This window comes from Armatimonadota bacterium, from assembly GCA_013314775.1.
In the GTDB taxonomy this organism is placed as follows: Bacteria; Armatimonadota; Zipacnadia; order Zipacnadales; family JABUFB01; genus JABUFB01.
On the sequence record JABUFB010000004.1, the window covers coordinates 38,063 to 54,762 of the forward strand.

At 64.2% G+C, this 16,700-nt stretch carries 9 protein-coding genes; 4 read left to right on the forward strand and 5 right to left on the reverse strand.

Annotation, left to right across the window (positions count from 1 at the left end; genetic code table 11):
* Nucleotides 1-2: 2 nt before the first annotated feature.
* Complete coding sequence (locus tag HPY44_04265; GenBank protein ID NSW55201.1) at nt 3-3,317, forward strand: hypothetical protein; 3,315 nt, start codon at nt 3-5, stop codon at nt 3,315-3,317.
* A gap of 75 nt (nt 3,318-3,392) precedes the next feature.
* Here HPY44_04265 and HPY44_04270 read toward each other — a convergent pair whose 3' ends face one another.
* The 4 genes from HPY44_04270 to HPY44_04285 form a co-directional block, all read right to left on the reverse strand.
* Nucleotides 3,393-4,466, reverse strand: coding sequence for a M42 family metallopeptidase (locus HPY44_04270; GenBank protein NSW55202.1), 1,074 nt, complete (start codon nt 4,464-4,466; stop codon nt 3,393-3,395).
* Nucleotides 4,467-4,500: 34 nt separating this feature from the next.
* Nucleotides 4,501-6,051: a hypothetical protein gene (locus HPY44_04275; protein NSW55203.1), complete on the reverse strand. Its 1,551-nt coding sequence runs from the start codon at nt 6,049-6,051 to the stop codon at nt 4,501-4,503.
* Nucleotides 6,052-6,752: 701 nt separating this feature from the next.
* The gene (locus HPY44_04280) at nt 6,753-7,409 is read right to left on the reverse strand and encodes a DUF1559 domain-containing protein (protein ID NSW55204.1); all 657 of its coding nucleotides are present in this window, start codon (nt 7,407-7,409) and stop codon (nt 6,753-6,755) included.
* A 13-nt stretch (nt 7,410-7,422) separates the two neighbouring features.
* Nucleotides 7,423-8,013, reverse strand: a complete 591-nt coding sequence (locus tag HPY44_04285; GenBank protein ID NSW55205.1) for a ribonuclease HII — start codon at nt 8,011-8,013, stop codon at nt 7,423-7,425.
* Nucleotides 8,014-8,553: 540 nt separating this feature from the next.
* Here HPY44_04285 and glyQ point away from each other — a divergent pair.
* The 3 genes from glyQ to HPY44_04300 all read left to right on the forward strand — a co-directional run bounded on the left by glyQ (nt 8,554) and on the right by HPY44_04300 (nt 12,801).
* A complete protein-coding gene (gene glyQ / locus HPY44_04290) occupies nt 8,554-9,432 on the forward strand; it encodes a glycine--tRNA ligase subunit alpha (GenBank protein NSW55206.1) in 879 nt (292 codons plus the stop codon).
* Between the two features lie 53 nt (nt 9,433-9,485).
* Entirely contained in the window at nt 9,486-11,624 is a 2,139-nt protein-coding gene (locus tag HPY44_04295) for a glycine--tRNA ligase subunit beta (GenBank protein NSW55207.1), read from the forward strand.
* 112 nt (nt 11,625-11,736) lie between these two features.
* Nucleotides 11,737-12,801, forward strand: a complete 1,065-nt coding sequence (locus HPY44_04300) for a deoxyguanosinetriphosphate triphosphohydrolase (GenBank protein NSW55208.1) — start codon at nt 11,737-11,739, stop codon at nt 12,799-12,801.
* Between the two features lie 51 nt (nt 12,802-12,852).
* On the opposite strand, the gene HPY44_04305 is transcribed toward HPY44_04300, so the two are convergent.
* Nucleotides 12,853-16,686 carry a DUF4962 domain-containing protein gene (locus HPY44_04305; GenBank protein NSW55209.1) on the reverse strand — a complete coding sequence of 1,278 codons (3,834 nt, stop codon included), beginning with the start codon at nt 16,684-16,686 and terminating at the stop codon, nt 12,853-12,855.
* Nucleotides 16,687-16,700 lie beyond the last annotated feature (14 nt).

Below are 16,700 nucleotides of genomic sequence, written 5' to 3' on the forward strand. Positions count from 1 at the left end.
AGGTGACATGGCTACTCGCGGGGGTTCTCATCGCCGCCACGGCGGGCACTGAGGCCGCAAGTCTGGAAATGGGCCGCCTGCGCCTTGACTTCGACGCAGCGGGGAGATGGACCGGGCTCGCCCTGGACGGCGCCAATCTCATCGACGCGGGTTCTGCCCGGGATTTCGAGGCGTCCATCGAGGGCGCCCAGTGGCCCGATGCGTCCCAGTGGACGGGCAGCGCTCCCGTCATCGACCAAGCTGCAGGAACCGTGACGGCGACTTCCGAGGCCCCCGGCTGGCGCGTGGCGCAGACCTGGACGCTGGAGCCGGATGCGCTGATCATCCGGCGCACCGCGACCATCACTCGCCTGGATGATACTCCGGCGCTCATCAACGGCACCACGTTCCGCGTGCCTGGTGTGCGTTTCGAAGGCAGCGGAGACGCTTTGTGGTGCGTGCCGGGCGAGTTCCCGGTGCGCGAAAGAGCATTTGCCGACAACCAGCCAGGCGTCGCGCTGCATGAGCGTGGGTGGACGTGGTCGGAGACGGGCCTCGCCTGGGCGCGCTCTGAATCGGCGAAGGCCGGAGTGCTGGTGAACTGGCGACTCCACGTGGATTCCGCGCTGGTGTCCGTGGAGCAGCTTGCGGGCGCGGTCAATCTGATGCACCGCTTCCACACCCTCGCCCGGCTGGGGAAGGACCAGAGCATCATCGCAGGGGAGCAAGTGATCGCGCTGTCGGAAGGAAGTGAGGAGGCGGTTCGCGCTGCCGGTGCCAAGCTGGCCGAGTTCGCGCACCCCGGCCCGCCGGAGGACCGCCCGTCATGGCTCGAAGGCGCGGTGATCCAGGAACTCCACCCGTGGGGCAGGCTGGAGACCTGGGGAGCGGGTGACCGTGGCTCGCGTATGCCCGACCTACAGGCCCAACTCCCCTTCCTGCGGGACCTGGGCGTCGATGGCATCTGGATCCTGCCGGTTTCCGAAAAGCCGCCGTGGGTCTACCACCTGCCGGGATTCCGCCACATGGACCCGCAGGTGACCACTCCCGAACAGCTGCGCGATTTCATATCAGCAGCGCATGCAAGAGACATTCGCGTACTCATGGACCTCGTCACTTACGGCGTCGCGCCGGACAGCCCGGATGTGGCGAATCTGCCGGACAGTGTCTGGAACCGGGATCGCGAAGGCAACCGGATGAAGGCCTGGAGCGACTCGGTTCTCGCGGCGGACTGCTCCGACCCCGACTGGCGTGCGCACATCGTGGACCTGACCTCGTGGTGGGTGCGCGAGTTCGGCGCGGATGGTTTCCGGCTGGACTGCGGCGGGGCCGGACAGACACCCAATTGGCAGCCCCGCACGAGCCTGCACATGAACGCCGGGATGCTGGCCGGAGGAGTGGGCCAAAACGGGCTCATCCGGGACGCGATCCGGGCGATCAACCCGGATGCGGTGATGCTCCCTGAAGCCGGGTCGCCCGCGCATTTCAGCACTGCTGACTTGATCTTCGACTATCCGCTGTACATGGTCTGTCGCGAGGCCACACGTATCCCGGACCGGGCGACGTGGGTACAGGAACTGCGGCGGTTCTTGTCGGCCCAGCAGACCACACATTCACCGAGGGCGCTGAACGCGCTGGTGCGGTTCACCGAAAACCACGACTGCGTGGCTGCGCAGGCTTACTTCGGCGTGGGGCTCTCACAGGCCATCACTGCGGTGCAGGCATTCATCCCCGGGGTGCTGCTCCTTTACCAGGAGCAAGAAATCGGGTACTCAGAGGAGCTCCGACAGTGGCTCAGAGCCCGACGAGAGTTGCCCGAAGTGCGCTCGGGAAGCGTGGACTATGACCGCGTGTCCGTGGATGACCGGGCGGTGCTGCCGATCCTCCGGGCCATGGGCGACCTCAAGACGTTGGTGCTGGTGAACATGGGCGACGCCGACGTCTCCTGCAGCGTGACGTTGCCCCAGGATGTGGCGAATCAGGTTGGCAGAGCCACTGATGCGCTCTCCGGCGAGTCTGTGGACCTGTCTCAGCCGGTTGCAGTCCCCGCGTACCGGCCGCGGATCATTGCCCTGCGTGAGCTTCCGGCACAGGTGAATCCAGCCCCATCTGCTCCGGCTAAGGATGGGAACCTGGCAGAGCCTGTGGATATATCCCAAATCGATGCCCAGACCACCCGCGCTACGGTTCGGCTCGCGCCTGTGCAGAAGTGGTTCGTGCAGACCGCCGAAGGCCTGCTGGCGGACCCCTTCATCGACCGCCACCGTAAGCCGAAAGAAAACGAGACTTTGGCCTCCACTATGCCGCCATTGTGGCGCTGCTGGAGGCCCTTCGAGAACGGCCTGTGGGACAACTGCGCCGAGCCGTCGCTCGGGGCAATCGCGGCGGATGGCCGGGCGGTGCGGGTTGTGATGACCGACATGCCCAGGGTGCTGAACGCGCGCATCGACGATCCGTCTTCCGTGGGCGAGAAAGCCACCATCACTGTGGACTATCGCCCGGGCGAAACGCCTTTCCGCATTGAGGAGCAAACCGACGGACAGGCGTTGCTCGCTGACTTGCGCCGACGATCGGCTGAGCCCGCGTCGCTCGTGGATGTCGATCCCCTGTGGGTGAAGGTGCACAATGACCACTACCGGATGGCTCTAGCAAGGCGTCACGGCGGAACGATCGGACACCTCTCGGCGGCCGGCGATGAGCAATCCTGGCTGCAGGGACCTTCCGAGGTGTACTCCGATTGGGGGCTGTTCAAGGAGCGCTACCACGTTTCCAGCGACGGTGACACCAGCCCGCGCATGAGCGTTCGCGACACAGACACGGGCAAGCAGATCACCTTCTGGGGCCACTTGCACGGGCCGTCGTGGAACGGTGTGCAGACCGCGCCGATCCCGGGACCGCATGTAGCCTATCGCATCCGTTACGATGTGGACCAGTCGCCCAGGATCCGGGTCACGCTGAGCGTTACGGCGCTCACAGACCGCCCGGACACCAGGGCATTCTTCGCTTACCGCATCCCATTCACGGGCTTCGAGCAGTGGAGTGTGACCGGCGGCGAAGGCAACCCGTCCGGGAGACTGGGAGACCAACGGGGGAAGCGCGTGTATGAGGCGAGCCGGGAGGAAGAGCTGGGATCGGTGGAGTTCCGTCTGTCTGGTCCGGGGAAGAGCCTGACGGTCGGGGGCTTCACGGGAGATCCGGGCTTGCCGCAAAACCCGTTCCTGCTGGATGGCGGCCCGGAAACGATGCATCTCTTCTATGCGCTGCTCAACGGTGAGCCAGTGCACCTCAAAGCGCATGAGCCAATGACAGCGCAGTTCGAGCTGACCGTCGGCAGATAGCCAGAACGCGGACCGGGGACGAACATCGGGCAACTGATGCGCGTCCCCGGTTCCATTCCTGCCCCGAAAAAGAGGCTACAGATCGGTCAGGCTCGCCACCGTGTCAGCATCCAGCCGCTCCAGCAGTTTGCAGATCAGGTCGAGTGTCACCGCGTAGTCGTTGAGGTCGATGATGCCGAAGTGGCTGTGAATATGACGGGCGGCGACACCGAGGACGATGCTGGGCACGCCTTCGGCAGTCAGGTGATACCTGCCACCGTCGGTCCCGCCGCGTGACAGCATGGCGAATTGATGCTTGATCTCGTTCTGCTCACAGACGTCGATGACCAGGTCTCGCAGGCGAGGATTAGCGATCATGCTGCCGTCCATCAGGTAGATGGTGGCTCCCTCGCCCAGCTTCACCGATGAGTCTTCCTCCTTGATGCCCGGCACGTCGCCCGGGATGGCGCTTTCCAGGATGATGGCCACGTCGGGGTTGATGGCGAAGGCTGAGGTGGTCGCTCCGCGCAGCCCGACCTCTTCCTGTACCGTCCCCACACCGTAGACTTCGCAGGGCAGGCTCTGGCCGTTCAACCGCTTCAGTGCATGCACGAAGAGGGCTACGCCGACCCTGTCATCCCAGGCCTTGCCCAACATGCGGTTCTCCACCGCCAGGTTGATGCAGGTGGCGCTGGGAACGATGGGGTCGCCGGGGCGTACACCCAGCTTCTCCACGGTCTCCTTATCAGACGCGCCCACATCGATGAACATGTCGGCGGCCTTCACCACGGTATTCGCCTTGTCCGGGTCCACGAGATGCGGCGGAATTGCGCCGATAACGCCGGGGACCTGCCCATTGCGGGTCTCGATAATCACGGGCTGTCCAAGCAGAACCTGATCCCACCAGCCGCCGAGATTCTGAAACTTGATCGTGCCTTCCTTGGCAATGTGCTTCACCAGGAAGCCGATTTCATCCATATGCCCGGCGAGGGCCACCTTTGGCCCGGGACCTGACGTCTTCAGCCGGCAGATGATGCTCCCCAGGCGGTCGTTGCGAATCTCGCAGATGTCCTGCAGTTCGTCTTTCACGATGGCAGCGACCCGGCGCTCGAAACCGGGGATGCCGTTCACGTCGGACAGGCGTGTGAGAAGCTCACGGTACTCGCTCATGGCAGTCTCCTTGGTCTTCCACGTTCAAGACGGGCTATTTGTCGTTCCTGTTTCCGTTGCGCTGGTCCAGAGTCTTGCGTGCGAGCCGGAGAACCTCGTGCAGCAGGCGCGTCTGCGCGTTCCCATAAAGGATGACAGGCAGGGCTGCGATGAGGAACATGCAGAGCCGGATGCCCGCTGACAGCCACTCATGTTCCACGTGGGGCACAAGAGCATCCGCCGCGATGCCCGAGCCCTTCAAGGCGACAACGCACCATGCCAGGGGCAGGTAGCACATGGCAAGCTGGGCGAGCATCTTGCTGCGAGGCCTGTAGTACCTTGACAGCACTTCGTAAAGCGACATGAAACTCGCGACGAAGTAGCCCAGCCCGGCGCCCATGGCAATCGTGCTCAAATGCCCGCCCCGGCTTGCGTACCAGGTGCCGAAGCCCCAGATGACCGCGGCGCCAATACACTTGTTCATCACCACAAACCAGTCTTTGTTCAGGGCGATGAGCAGCGTATTACTGGCAACGGGCAGGGCCAGCAGAACGCTGGCCAGCGACAGAATCTGGGCAGCGTAGATGGCGCTCTCGAACTTGGGCACAACCGTGCGCACCATGGGCGGCAGCAAGACGAAGGCGCATCCGGCCGCCACCGGCAGGATCGTCGCCGAAGCGATGGTGGGAAGCATGACGTGACGCCGTACGCCCTCCACGTCATCCTTCGCGGCGTAGCTCTGCAGGATCCGCGGCATGATCACAAAGCCGCCGGCTTCTGGGATCCGGTAGAGATATGTCGCCACCTGTACGGCCACGGAATAGAGTCCGAACTTGTAGACCTTGTCAGGATAGGATGTGACGATCACCAGGCCGTCGACGGTTCGCAGGAGTGTGTCCGAGAGAATGATGAAGGCGATGAACAATCCCGAGCTCACCAGTCGGGCGACCACTGTCCAGTCGATGTGCCAGGGGATGACGAACCGGCTGCCGTAGGCAAAGTAGGCCACGCTGATGATGAGGGCCAATAGCCAGCCCAGCATAGCGCCGCTCACATGATAGAGCGCAGCGCCGAGCAGGATGAAGGCGAACTGACTGAGCGTGCTGATTACGCTGGCGACGGCGAGTGTGCCGAAACGATCCCAGGCTCGAAGCACCACCCGGTAGAGTGCGTACACCTGCTGGGCAGCGAGGATTCCGCCACCTGCGATCAGCGAGACCTTCGTCTCCACCCCATAGTCCATCAGGAGGCCGAACACGGCCATACCGAGGCCCGCGAGAATGCCTGTGAAGGTCACGAAGGCGGCGCCGACGCCCTCGATTTCATCCACCGCGGCGGTGTCCTTGCGCCCGATTGCGAGCGGGAGGTCCTTGCTGATCCCGTGCAAGACGCCGAGATGGCTATGGGTGAGGTACTTATGGGCCATACCCACGAGGCCCATGATGCCCCGCCCGGTGGGTCCAAGCAGGTTCATCACGAGAATGCCGCGCACCAGCCCGCAAGCCATGTCGAAGTAGGAGCTGCCCAGCATCATCACTGCAGCGGCGATCATGCTGGTGCGGCGGCCATGGGTACGGTGGCTGTTCATCGAGGTGCTTTCGGACACGCGGGTATCCCTGCCGTTGTGGCCAGGCGGGGCGCGAAGAGGACTGCCCCGGGATGACCGTGCGCACAGGGCCCAACCAGAAGCTCTCCCATCTTCTGCCCCCCCGGGGTCATCAGTGTCAGACCCCGCCCCTCTACCCGCCCTGCGTCCGGTTCAAAGCGAAACGTGGGCCGCCAATGGCAGTCGCCCACGATCCACTGCCGATTCTACCTGTATCTGCCGGTATATGCAAGCTTGTTACTATTCAAGCGTTCCCCGAAAACAGGCGAGTTGGGTCGAGTCGGGGCGTCATCTCTTCCCGGATGCGTAACCGGCAACGAAGGTGCTGCAGGATTACCCAAGAGCCCCCGGAGGAAACGGCACAACCCCGCGGCGCTCTCATCATTCATTTCTGTCGCTCGCGTTGGGGGTAAGAGCGCATCGCGGAACGGCAATCCGGGAGCTTCTGCCCCCGGCTATAGGCTGCCGCCCGCTTCGCGAGCTGTGAGGCACGAGGCCCACCCGCAGGGTCCCAACACCTCCCGGGCCAGCGGAACCCGTGCCAAGCGCGGAGACCGGGTGATCTCGGCAGGTCCGGAAGCGCTCGTCCAGCGGAGCCCGTACCCACACAGCGAGAGCGCGTGGCTTCGTTCGGTCCAGACACCCTCGGGACACAGATAGATGACGCGCAGATGCCTGCAGGACTGAGACGCACCCACCATTCAACGCACAGCGGTGCTCCATGCTTCTTCGTACGTCTCGCGGCCAACATTCTTGACATGGAAGTCGCCAAAGAGGATGTTCCAACGCCGCTCGTTGAAACCGTTGCCCCCGTGCCACTTGCCATGCCCGTCGAAAAGAACGTTTACCCGCGCCGGGTCGGGCAAAGTCTCGGGCATGGCCCCCTGGAAGGCGATCTCAGTGCGCCACATGTAGCTGGTTCCGAAGGCCTCATACGAACTAGGGTGCGCGATCAAGGGTATCCCGGAGTCTTCAAGGACATCATATCCATCATCCGAGGGGCAGGCCCAGATTTGCTTGTTTCTTACGTATGGGTCAATCACTTCGTGAAGGTAGGGCATATAGGGGATCTGCGCCTGCCACTGCGGATAGCCGTTCCAGATCTGGGGGGTGAGCCGATCGGCGGGGTCAACGCCCCACGGGAAGCGACCATCGTAGTCGGTGCAGTACATGTTCATCGCAAGTCCCAGTTGCTTCAAATTGCTGGCGCAGGTGGTTGAGCGCGCTTTCTCCCGGGCGCGCGCGAAAACAGGGAAGATGATGGCCGCGAGCACCGCGATGATCGCAATGACCACGAGAAGCTCGATCAGAGTGAAAGCCCCGCGTTTTCTCGTCACCGGTGGGCCCTCCCTGGAGATCTGCGCAGTCTCGTCATAGGTCGAAAGCACGCTGAGCAAGGGATTTTACCGGCTCAAAACTCCGGCGGTGTTCGGGACACGGCCCCCGCATCCGGATTGCTTCGCGATGCTCCGCGCTGGCATAGCCCATATTCCGAGCGAAACCGTAGCCGGGATATCGTCCGTCGAGCTCCACCATCAGCGCGTCCCGGTGCACTTTGGCCAGGATCGACGCCGCTGCGACGCTGTAGCAGAGTCTGTCGCCCTTGACTACAGCTTCCGATGGCACAGGCAGCCCCGGTACCGGAAGCCCGTCGATCACTGCGAAATCCGGGGGGTGGCTGAGCGCCGCCAGTGCCCGGCGCATCGCCTCATGGGTGGCACGCAGGATGTTGAGTGCATCGATCTCCGCCGCCGACACTACCCCCACCGACCAGCACACCGCAGCGCTCTGTATCTCCGCCGCCGCAATCTCTCTTTGGCCGCGGGTCAGGGCCTTGGAGTCGACTACCCCGCATAGGGGAAAGTCCTCGGGCATGATCACCGCCGCGGCCACCACCGGTCCGGCGAGGGGGCCGCGGCCGACCTCGTCCACCCCGGCGATGAGCCGAAACCCCTGCTGCATGAGCCGCAGTTCGATGTCCCGCGGCGCGCTCGCTGGTCGATGGTTGATCTGGAGCCCCATGAGGGTGCGTGGTCCTCGGTCTTGTGGTATCCAATCTCGCGCGCGATGGTCGGACATCCATGCACTATAACGGCCCAATCATCAGGACAGTTCCGCTCCACGGCAAGGTAACCTGCTGTCATTATAACCAAGTGGGACGAGACCGTTTGCCACCATGCCTGCAGGCGCATCCCGGGTCGGCAGTCCCGGGGGATTCCGCCCCCGGCTACAGTCCGCCGCCCGCTCCGCGGGCTGTGAGGCAACGGCGCAGGGCGAAGGGCACGCTGAACGCCAAGTCGGCCTCAGCCGGCACGCATCCCGCAAAACCGATGCTCCTGACCCCAGGCCACCCGCTCGTTGACGCTGGGGCTTTGGATTGGTAGACTGGGCACCGTGCGAGGCGGGGGCCCGCCCGCATACCGTCCCGGCGCATGCGTCGGGGCCGTTTGTTATGCCCGGGAGTTGGAGGAACGCTTACCACCCCGGCGGGAGGCCGCAGACATGACTTTTCAGGACCTTCTCGGCACACTCAGCAACTTCTGGGCCGCCCAGGGATGCGCCGTCATGCAGCCCTACGAGCTTGAGATGGGCGCCGGTACTATGTCCGGCGATACCTTCCTGCGCTCCCTGGGGCCGGAACCGTGGAACGCCGCGTACGTTCAGCCCTGCCGGCGTCCCACTGATGGGCGGTACGGGGAAAACCCTAACCGGTTCCAGCGCTACTTCCAGTACCAGGTTGTCATGAAGCCCTCGCCCAATGATATTCAGGAGCGTTATCTCGCAAGCCTCGAAGCCCTGGGCATCCGCTTGCGCGAGCATGATATCCGCTTCGTCGAGGACGACTGGGAATCTCCAACACTCGGTGCGGCAGGCGTAGGCTGGGAAGTGTGGATGGACGGGATGGAGATCACCCAGTTCACCTACTTCCAGCAGGTGGGCGGCATCCAATGCAAACCCGTGACCGTCGAGATCACCTACGGCCCCGAGCGACTGGCCATGTATCTGCAGGAAGTGGATGACTACCGGAAGCTCAAGTGGTCGGACACCATCGGCTACGGCGAACTTCGTTTCGAGGAAGAGTTCGAGTTTTCGAAGTACAACTTCGAGACCGCCAACGTGGAAATGCTCTGGGCGCTGTTCGACATGTACGAGAAGGAAGCCTACGCCCAGATGGACAACGGCCTGCCCCTGCCCGCCTACGACTATGTGCTCAAGTGCTCACACACCTTCAATTTGCTGGACGCCCGGGGCGCCGTGAGTATCACCGAGCGCCCGGGGATGATCACCCGTGTGCGCAGGCTGGCCGGGCGCATCGCGAAAGCCTACGTGGACAAGCGCGAGGAGCTTGGGTTCCCGCTCCTCAAGGAAGCCGCGCAGTAGACTGCCGCAGAACCCGGCGGGTTTTCCGCCTTATGACAGGAAGGTCGTCACAGATGCCCAGAGACCTGCTGTATGAAATCGGCGTTGAAGAGATCCCGGCCGGGTTCGTGCTCCCGGCCCTGGAGCAGCTTGAGGAAGGCCTGCGGCAGGGCCTTGCCGACCTGCGCCTGAGCCACGGCGATATCTCCACCTTCGGCACTCCCCGGCGCCTGACAGTTATCGTCAAACAGGTAGCCGACGCCCAGCCCGACATCGAGCAAGAGTACAAAGGTCCGCCTGCGGACCGGGCTTTTGACGAGGCCGGCAAGCCCACCAAGGCCGCCGAGGGTTTCGCCAATACCCGCGGCGTGAGCGTGGACCAGCTCGAGGTGCGCGAGACCGACAAGGGAAGCTGGGTCTTCGTCACGGTCATGGAAGCCGGGCGGCCCGCCGAGGAGTTGCTGCCGGGCCTGCTGGAGCGCGTGACCCTCGGCCTCACTTTCCCGAAGACGATGCGCTGGGCCGACCTGGACCTGCGCTTCGCAAGGCCGCTGCGCTGGCTGGTAGCGGTTCTCGGTGACCGTGTGCTGGACCTTTGCATCGCCGGCGTCCAGGCCGGTCGCACCAGCCGGGGTCATCGCATTCTGCATCCGGGTGACGTGAGCCTGGGCGACGCGGACAGCTATCTGGACGACCTGCGGGCCGCGTACGTCATGGCTGATCACGTGGAGCGCCGCGAGGCCATCCGCGCCGCCGCGACCCGGACCGCCGAAGAGTTGGGGGGCCGCGTCCGCATCAAGGAAGACCTGCTCACCGAAGTCAGCTTCCTGGTGGAGTGGCCCACCTGTCTGTACGGGCGCTTCGACCCGCGCTATCTGGAACTGCCCGATCCGGTGATCGTCACCGTCATGCAGGGCCACCAGCGGTATTTCCCGGTGGAAGATGCTGACGGAAAGCTCATGCCTTTCTTCATCACCGTGCGCAATGGTGGCACCGAGGGCATGGAGACTGTGCGCAAGGGCAATGAGAAGGTCATCGAGCCACGCCTTGCGGATGCCGAGTTCTACCTGACTGAGGACCTGAAGCAGAGCCTTGACCAGCGCGTGCAGAGCCTGGAGCGGGTGACCTTCATGGAAGGCCTGGGCACCCTGCTGGACAAGACCCGGCGGCTGGAGCGTCTCGCTACCCATCTTGCGGTGACGATACCTCTCTATGCCGAAGATGCCGGCGCCGTTGTTGAGCGTGCCGCGCACCTGAGCAAGGCGGACCTGGTCACGCTGATGGTCGGAGACAGCAAGCTGGGGGAACTGCAGGGGCAGATCGGCGGCGAGTATGCCCGCAGGATGGGCGAGGACCCCGCTGTTGCCCTTGCGATCGCGGAGCACTATCGTCCCCGCGGCGCGGGGGACGTCATCCCCGAGAGTCCTGCCGGAACTCTCCTGAGCATCTCGGACAAGGTTGACAATCTCGCTGCCTGCTTCCGCCTGGGCGCGGTTCCGACGGGCTCCAATGACCCCTTCGCCCTGCGCCGCCAGGCCCAGGGAATTGTGGAGATGCTCACCGCCCGGCAGCTACACCTGGACCTGCGCGAACTCTTGGTCCTGGCGGTGGATCTCCTGCCCGAACCGGCCCTGGAACGCGAGAAGGATCGGGAGCGCGTGCTCGAACCGGCGCAGGCTGTGGATGCGTTGCTCACTTTCTTCGGCCAGCGCATCGAGTACCTCCTGACCCAGGAGGGCGTGACTTACGACGTCATCCGCGCGGTACTTGGGACCGAATGGACTGACGTTCTTGAGGTCTTCCAGCGCGCTCGGTTCCTGCACGACCTGCGCACTCAGGATCCCGACCGGTTCAACCAGCTGGTCACGGCGGCGGAACGCCCGGCACGCATCACTCGGCCCGAGGAGTTGCCCGCTGATCAGCCTGTCGATGAGAACCTCTTCGAGCACGACCGCGAGCGCGAACTCTGGTCGCTCTTCTCCGCTGCGGCCGGTGCGGTTCAGTCCGCGCTTGAGAGAGTGCCGGATGATTACAATGGGGCCGTCACAGCGCTCACGGCCCTGGCCACACCGATACATCAGTACTTCGAGGACGTCATGGTGATGGTAGACGACCCGGCATTACGGACCAACCGCCTGTTGATGCTCCGCGAGATCGACCGGGTGTTCCGACGGGTCGCAGACTTCCTGCACATCGTGCGCGAGGGCGACTGACCGGCAGCGACGGCTGCGCGAGGAAGCTCTCTGAATGAAATACGCCCCTGACCAGCTTTCAGGGCGCCTGGCGCACTCCGCGTAACCATTTGGTGTCACGAGACGAGTTCTGATGACCATCCGCGAGCGCATTGAGCAGACCGAGCGCGAGACCCTCAGCCCCTACGCGGCGCTGAGCGCAGATTCGCGCGGGCGGCGGCACCCGCAGGCCCCTTGCCCCGTGCGCACCGAGTTCCAGCGCGACCGCGACCGCATCATCCACCAGTGCAGCGCCTTCCGCCGGCTTGCTTACAAGACTCAGGTCTTCTTCGCGCCCACCTCGGACCACCTGCGCACCCGGCTGAGTCATACCCTCGAGGTCGCCCAGATCGCCCGCACTATTGCCAAGGCCTTGCGCCTCAATGAGGACCTCACCGAGGCGATCTCACTCGCCCATGACGTTGGCCACACGCCTTTCGGACATGCGGGCGAGCAGGCGCTGGACGAGGCCTGGCGCGAGTACGACCCGGCCGCGCATTTCAAGCACACCCAGCACAGCCTGCGAGTGGTGGACGAACTGGAGCGCGAGGGTTCGGGGCTGAACCTTACCGAGGAAACGCGGCAGGGGATTGTGCTGCACTCCAAGGGCCGGGCGGACTTGCGCGGCACATTGCAGGGCCCGCCGGACGCCACCCTGGAAGCTCTGGTGGTGCGCCTGGCGGACCGCATCGCTTATGTGAACCACGATATCGACGACTGCCTGCGTTTGGGGATCGTCTCTCTCGAAGACATGCCCGAAGATGTGCTCAACGTCTTCGGACGGCACCACAGCGCGCGGGTGGGCCGAATGGTGGAAGACGTTATCCAGTCCAGCCTGGACGCACCTGCGTTGTCCATGAGCGAAGAGGTCTGCCAGGCGACAGATGCCCTGAAGGACTTCCTGTATGACCAGGTCTACCTGTCCGAAGTGCTGCAGGTGGAGGCGCGCAAGGTCAAAGGCATCGTGCGGAACCTGTTTGAGCTGTACATGGAATCCGACGACGCACTTCACGAGGGCATCGGGTTCGTGCCCACCGATCTGAAACTCCGGGCGCGCCTTGTCTGTGACTACGTGGCCGGGATGACTGACCGTTTCGCCGTGCAGCAGTACGCTCGGGCCTTCCTGCCAAGAGGGTTCCCGGCGACGGATGATGTGTAGGCCCTTGTCGGCCCCTTCCCCAATGGCTCCGGGGCGGTGCCCCGTGTGGCCCTAATCTTGCGCCGGTTCCCAGGCGAACAGGTCGAGGTTCATGGAGTTCCCCAGCCGCTCAAGGCGGATACGGTGCTTGCCGGGTGCCAGCCGAATACTCGCGGGCTTGCCGTCGGGGCCATTGACCAGGAAGTAGCGCCAGTCGTCGGTGACCCGGCACCAGCCTCCTGTCGACCTCATCCGGACCACACCCCCGTCGGAGACCAGCGGTTTCCCGTCCAGTTCCAGCAGGCGCAGGACACGGTCGTGCTCCCCTGCGCCCCGGATCAGGAGCCGGTACCTGGCCTCCTGCGGGACCTCAAACTCCCACTCCGCCCACTGGCCGTCGGTATCCCAGACCGCGTGGCTGAGCCCACCCGAGGCCCCGATCTTCTCCATGATCTTGCCCTTGATCGCGCCCTCGCTGGCAGGCGTCTCAGCCTCGATGATGATGCTGCCCTGCGCAGGGCGGAACTCGGCGGGCAGCATCGTCGCGTCCGTGATTCCAAGCCCTCTCGGATCCACGGCAAGGCTCTGGACTGGCTGTCGGGCGGAGATGGTGAGGAAATGAGGTCCCGATGACAGCCAAAGTTCCGCCGAGGCGCCGCCGTTGTGCGGAGTGAGTTCCAGCGGTCGGCCGTCGCAGACCACGGACAGCGCCGCGGCCTCATCGGCCGGGGAGAAGGACAGGGCGTAGCGGTCGTCCCTCAAGACGGAGAAGGGGCCCCACCAGTAGTATGCGACTCCGTCAGCGCGTCTCTGGGCGTATCCTGCAAGACGGCTCTCACCCACCACCAGCGCACCAATCGGCCGGGACATCACACTCTCCGGCGCATCGCCCCAGGTAATTGTGTGGTCGCCGGCGGGGAGGTCTACCTTGAGCACGCCGCCGGCCGCGTTGGTGACATTGCCGTCCACGAGTACCCGCCCGGGCTGCCCGGTGTCCAGTTCCAGGCCTGCAGGTTCGCTGAGGGAAACCTCGCACAGGGACCCCTCCGGCGTTTTGAGCACGGAGATCCCGGCGCATCGCGCGGAAGCCTTCACGAGCCCCCTGTTGTCGTGTCGCAGGACCGTGCAGTCCACCGCGGCTGCCCGGGTGATGGTCCCGTCCGCCCCGAAGGAGGCACACAGCAGGTTACCGTCGGTGCTCAGGCCGGCTGCGGCCAGTTCGCCGGTCTCCCCTTGACCCCGGAATGCGGCCGCGTGTGCTACCTCGCCCTCACGCATGAGAACGCCCTGTCCGCCGGTGACTTGCAAAGGCTCGAAAACGGCGTTCACTGCTCCCGGTTCATTGCGGCGCACCTGCATGGCCGTCAGGAATGTCTCACTCTTGCGCGGTTCGCCGGGCGTTGCGGTCAGCGTCCACTCATCCACGTAGCGCTCCGGCGGCAGCGGCCGGGTGCTGTAGCCGTCCACAGGTTCTACCGGGTAGCCCTTCTTCACCTCAAGCTGCAGTCCCGCGGGCTGTATAAACCGGCCCTGCAATGAAGCCCGCCCGGACTCCAGGCTGAAACTCTGCGCGTCCGCATCTGTTGAAATGTCCGCCACCGAATGCAGGAGCCAGTCAAACTGCGCCGGGCCCTCGGTCGCCTCGATCTGGTCCTGGATCACCACGTAGCCGGGTTTGATGAACAGCGCCCTGCGCACCCAGCGCTCAACCTGCCCGGCGTAGACGTCGGGGTCAGCGACTGTGCCTTCGGTGTATCCGCAGGCGGTGGAGTCGAAGTACCCGGTGATCTTCCCGTCCGCTCCGAGCTTCCGCGAGCCCTGATCTTGCCCGTTCACGAGAATTGCGTTGTGGGCGCGGGTGAGTGTCGAGAAGCCCTCAAAGTGCGGGCTGCCGTACCAGTCATAATGCCCACCGTCGATTGCCAGCTTCTCGCCGTAGGCATGGAGCACGAATGAGTTCAGGTCTTCGTGCTGGTGACCCGCGTAGAAAGGGCCGCTGCGCAGTGCGAGTGTGACGCCGTCCCGGCCGTCCACCAGCGTGGTGTTGTGGATGGTCCAGCCAATAAACCTGTAGTGGATCGACTGCGGGAGATCCACCGGCGGTTTCGGGTCGAGATTATCCACAGGCCCGGGAGCGCCGCTGTACCACAGCGCATAGGGGTCACGGGTGCGCAGAGCCAGGTTCTTCACGTGGGACTGCTGCGCCGGCCCACGCACGCCATGGTTCGGGATACCGGTATCCGCGAAAGACACTGCCCACGCGCCAGGCGGCGCGCAGTACATGGGGAAGCGCGCAGTCCGCGCCAGCCACGGATGTTCGAACAGGTTGATCCCGCAGATCCGTTTCATCATGTCCGAGTAGTCGATGACGAACCACAGACCGTAGCCCCAGTACGAAATGCCCTCGTTATTGTCGCCCTGGTAGCCGAGAGCGCACAGGAACCGGCCGATGAAAAGCTGGCGCACATACTCGGCCCACTCTTCCGCCGCCGGGTGCTCCCCCAGCAATGCCAGCCCGGCCTCGCCAAGGCCGAAGGCGTTGAGCCACGCGTGATTGTTGAACTCTCGCCCGCCACCGGGGAAGGGGTTGAGCCTGGAAGCGAACTGCTCCGACCTGATCACGATGATGTCTCGCAGCCTTTCCCGATCGGCGTCGGACAGGCTGTCGTGAAGTGCGTCGTAACACCACACCAGGCCGCGCAGGAGGTGATGGGCGCCAATGTCTCCCCGGCTCATTGCGCTGCCGCCTTCAGGATCCCACGAGGCCGCTTTCAGTACCATCTCTCGGGCCATCTCGCGGACTTTCGGGTCACCCGTGATAGCGCAGATTTCGGCGATCTGCTGCAGACGCCGTCCCGTGCCGCTGGTGATGCCCCCGTGCACTTTGCCGTACCAGTCGATCCACGTGGGCCAGTCGGGGTTACCCGGCGCATAGGGTGGCGGGTCGTCCGGCACCCCTTGGCGGTGCAGGTTCTCGGCCTGCCTTACAAGCTGTGCGCGCTCGGAATCCGTCACTTCACGCACCGGCACGACCCACGGACGCTTGCGGGCCTTGATTTCAGCCACCGGCACCGGGGCCGTGGTGAACCGGTGAGCTTCCGGGGTTATCTCAATGCGTGCGGTCTCGGTGTAGCCCGAACTCAGCTCATCTTCGGACCACACGCGCCAGTACCAATCGCCTGGTTCCAGCGGGGCATCGGGAGTGTGGAAGTTCAGGGATGTGGTGACCTTCACAGTGGCGTTCTCGGGAAAGTCCGGGTCCCGCGAGTATTCCAGGCGCGAGGGCCGGGCCGTGCGCGACCAGTTGAACAGGGGCGGGTTCGCGGTGGACACCCGTGATGCCTCGGAGCGCCTGCCGGCGAACTCTTTGGTCTCGAGACGGATATTATCCAGCCAGACGGTCATCAAGGCTTGTGTATCGCCCTCGGCTCGCCCATACAGGTTGAGATGGCTCAGTTCCTTCCCCAGCGTGAGCACCCCGCCGTTCGGCGAGTTCAGCCCAGCCACCCGCACTTCCGCGGTTTTCCAATCCGAGTTGAACTTGTCGCTCCCGAACCATTGCTTGCCCGTGGGGTCGAAGAACAGCAGGCCCAGATACGCGGCGCGCTTGCCCTCCTCGATCTCCTCCCGGTGGTCGAAACTCAGCACCAGGTTGCGCAGGAGCTTCATGGGCCGCCGGATGGTCACCGTGCAGTAGCGCGAAGCCCGCTTTGAAGTTATCTTCAGGCAATGCCCTGCGCCATTCGGACCAAAGGGGACAATCTCGGCGGTGCAATCCTGGAATTGCAGGCCCTCGTAAGCTGCGAGGTCCGTCCCCTGCTCGAAGTCGTACTGGAAGACTGTTTCGGCGTGGAGCGGAACCGTGATAATCGTGAGCGCCCAGGCGGCGAGGATCAAGCTGAGCACGGGGCATCAACTCC

Excerpts from the sequence above, each read along its gene's own strand:
- HPY44_04270 (NSW55202.1), bottom strand. The coding sequence starts at position 4,466 with ATGAGCGAGTACCGTGAGCTTCTCACACGCCTGTCCGACGTGAACGGC.
- HPY44_04295 (NSW55207.1), top strand. The coding sequence starts at position 9,486 with ATGCCCAGAGACCTGCTGTATGAAATCGGCGTTGAAGAGATCCCGGCC.
- HPY44_04300 (NSW55208.1), top strand. The coding sequence starts at position 11,737 with ATGACCATCCGCGAGCGCATTGAGCAGACCGAGCGCGAGACCCTCAGC.
- glyQ (NSW55206.1), top strand. The coding sequence starts at position 8,554 with ATGACTTTTCAGGACCTTCTCGGCACACTCAGCAACTTCTGGGCCGCC.
- HPY44_04285 (NSW55205.1), bottom strand. The coding sequence starts at position 8,013 with ATGCAGCAGGGGTTTCGGCTCATCGCCGGGGTGGACGAGGTCGGCCGC.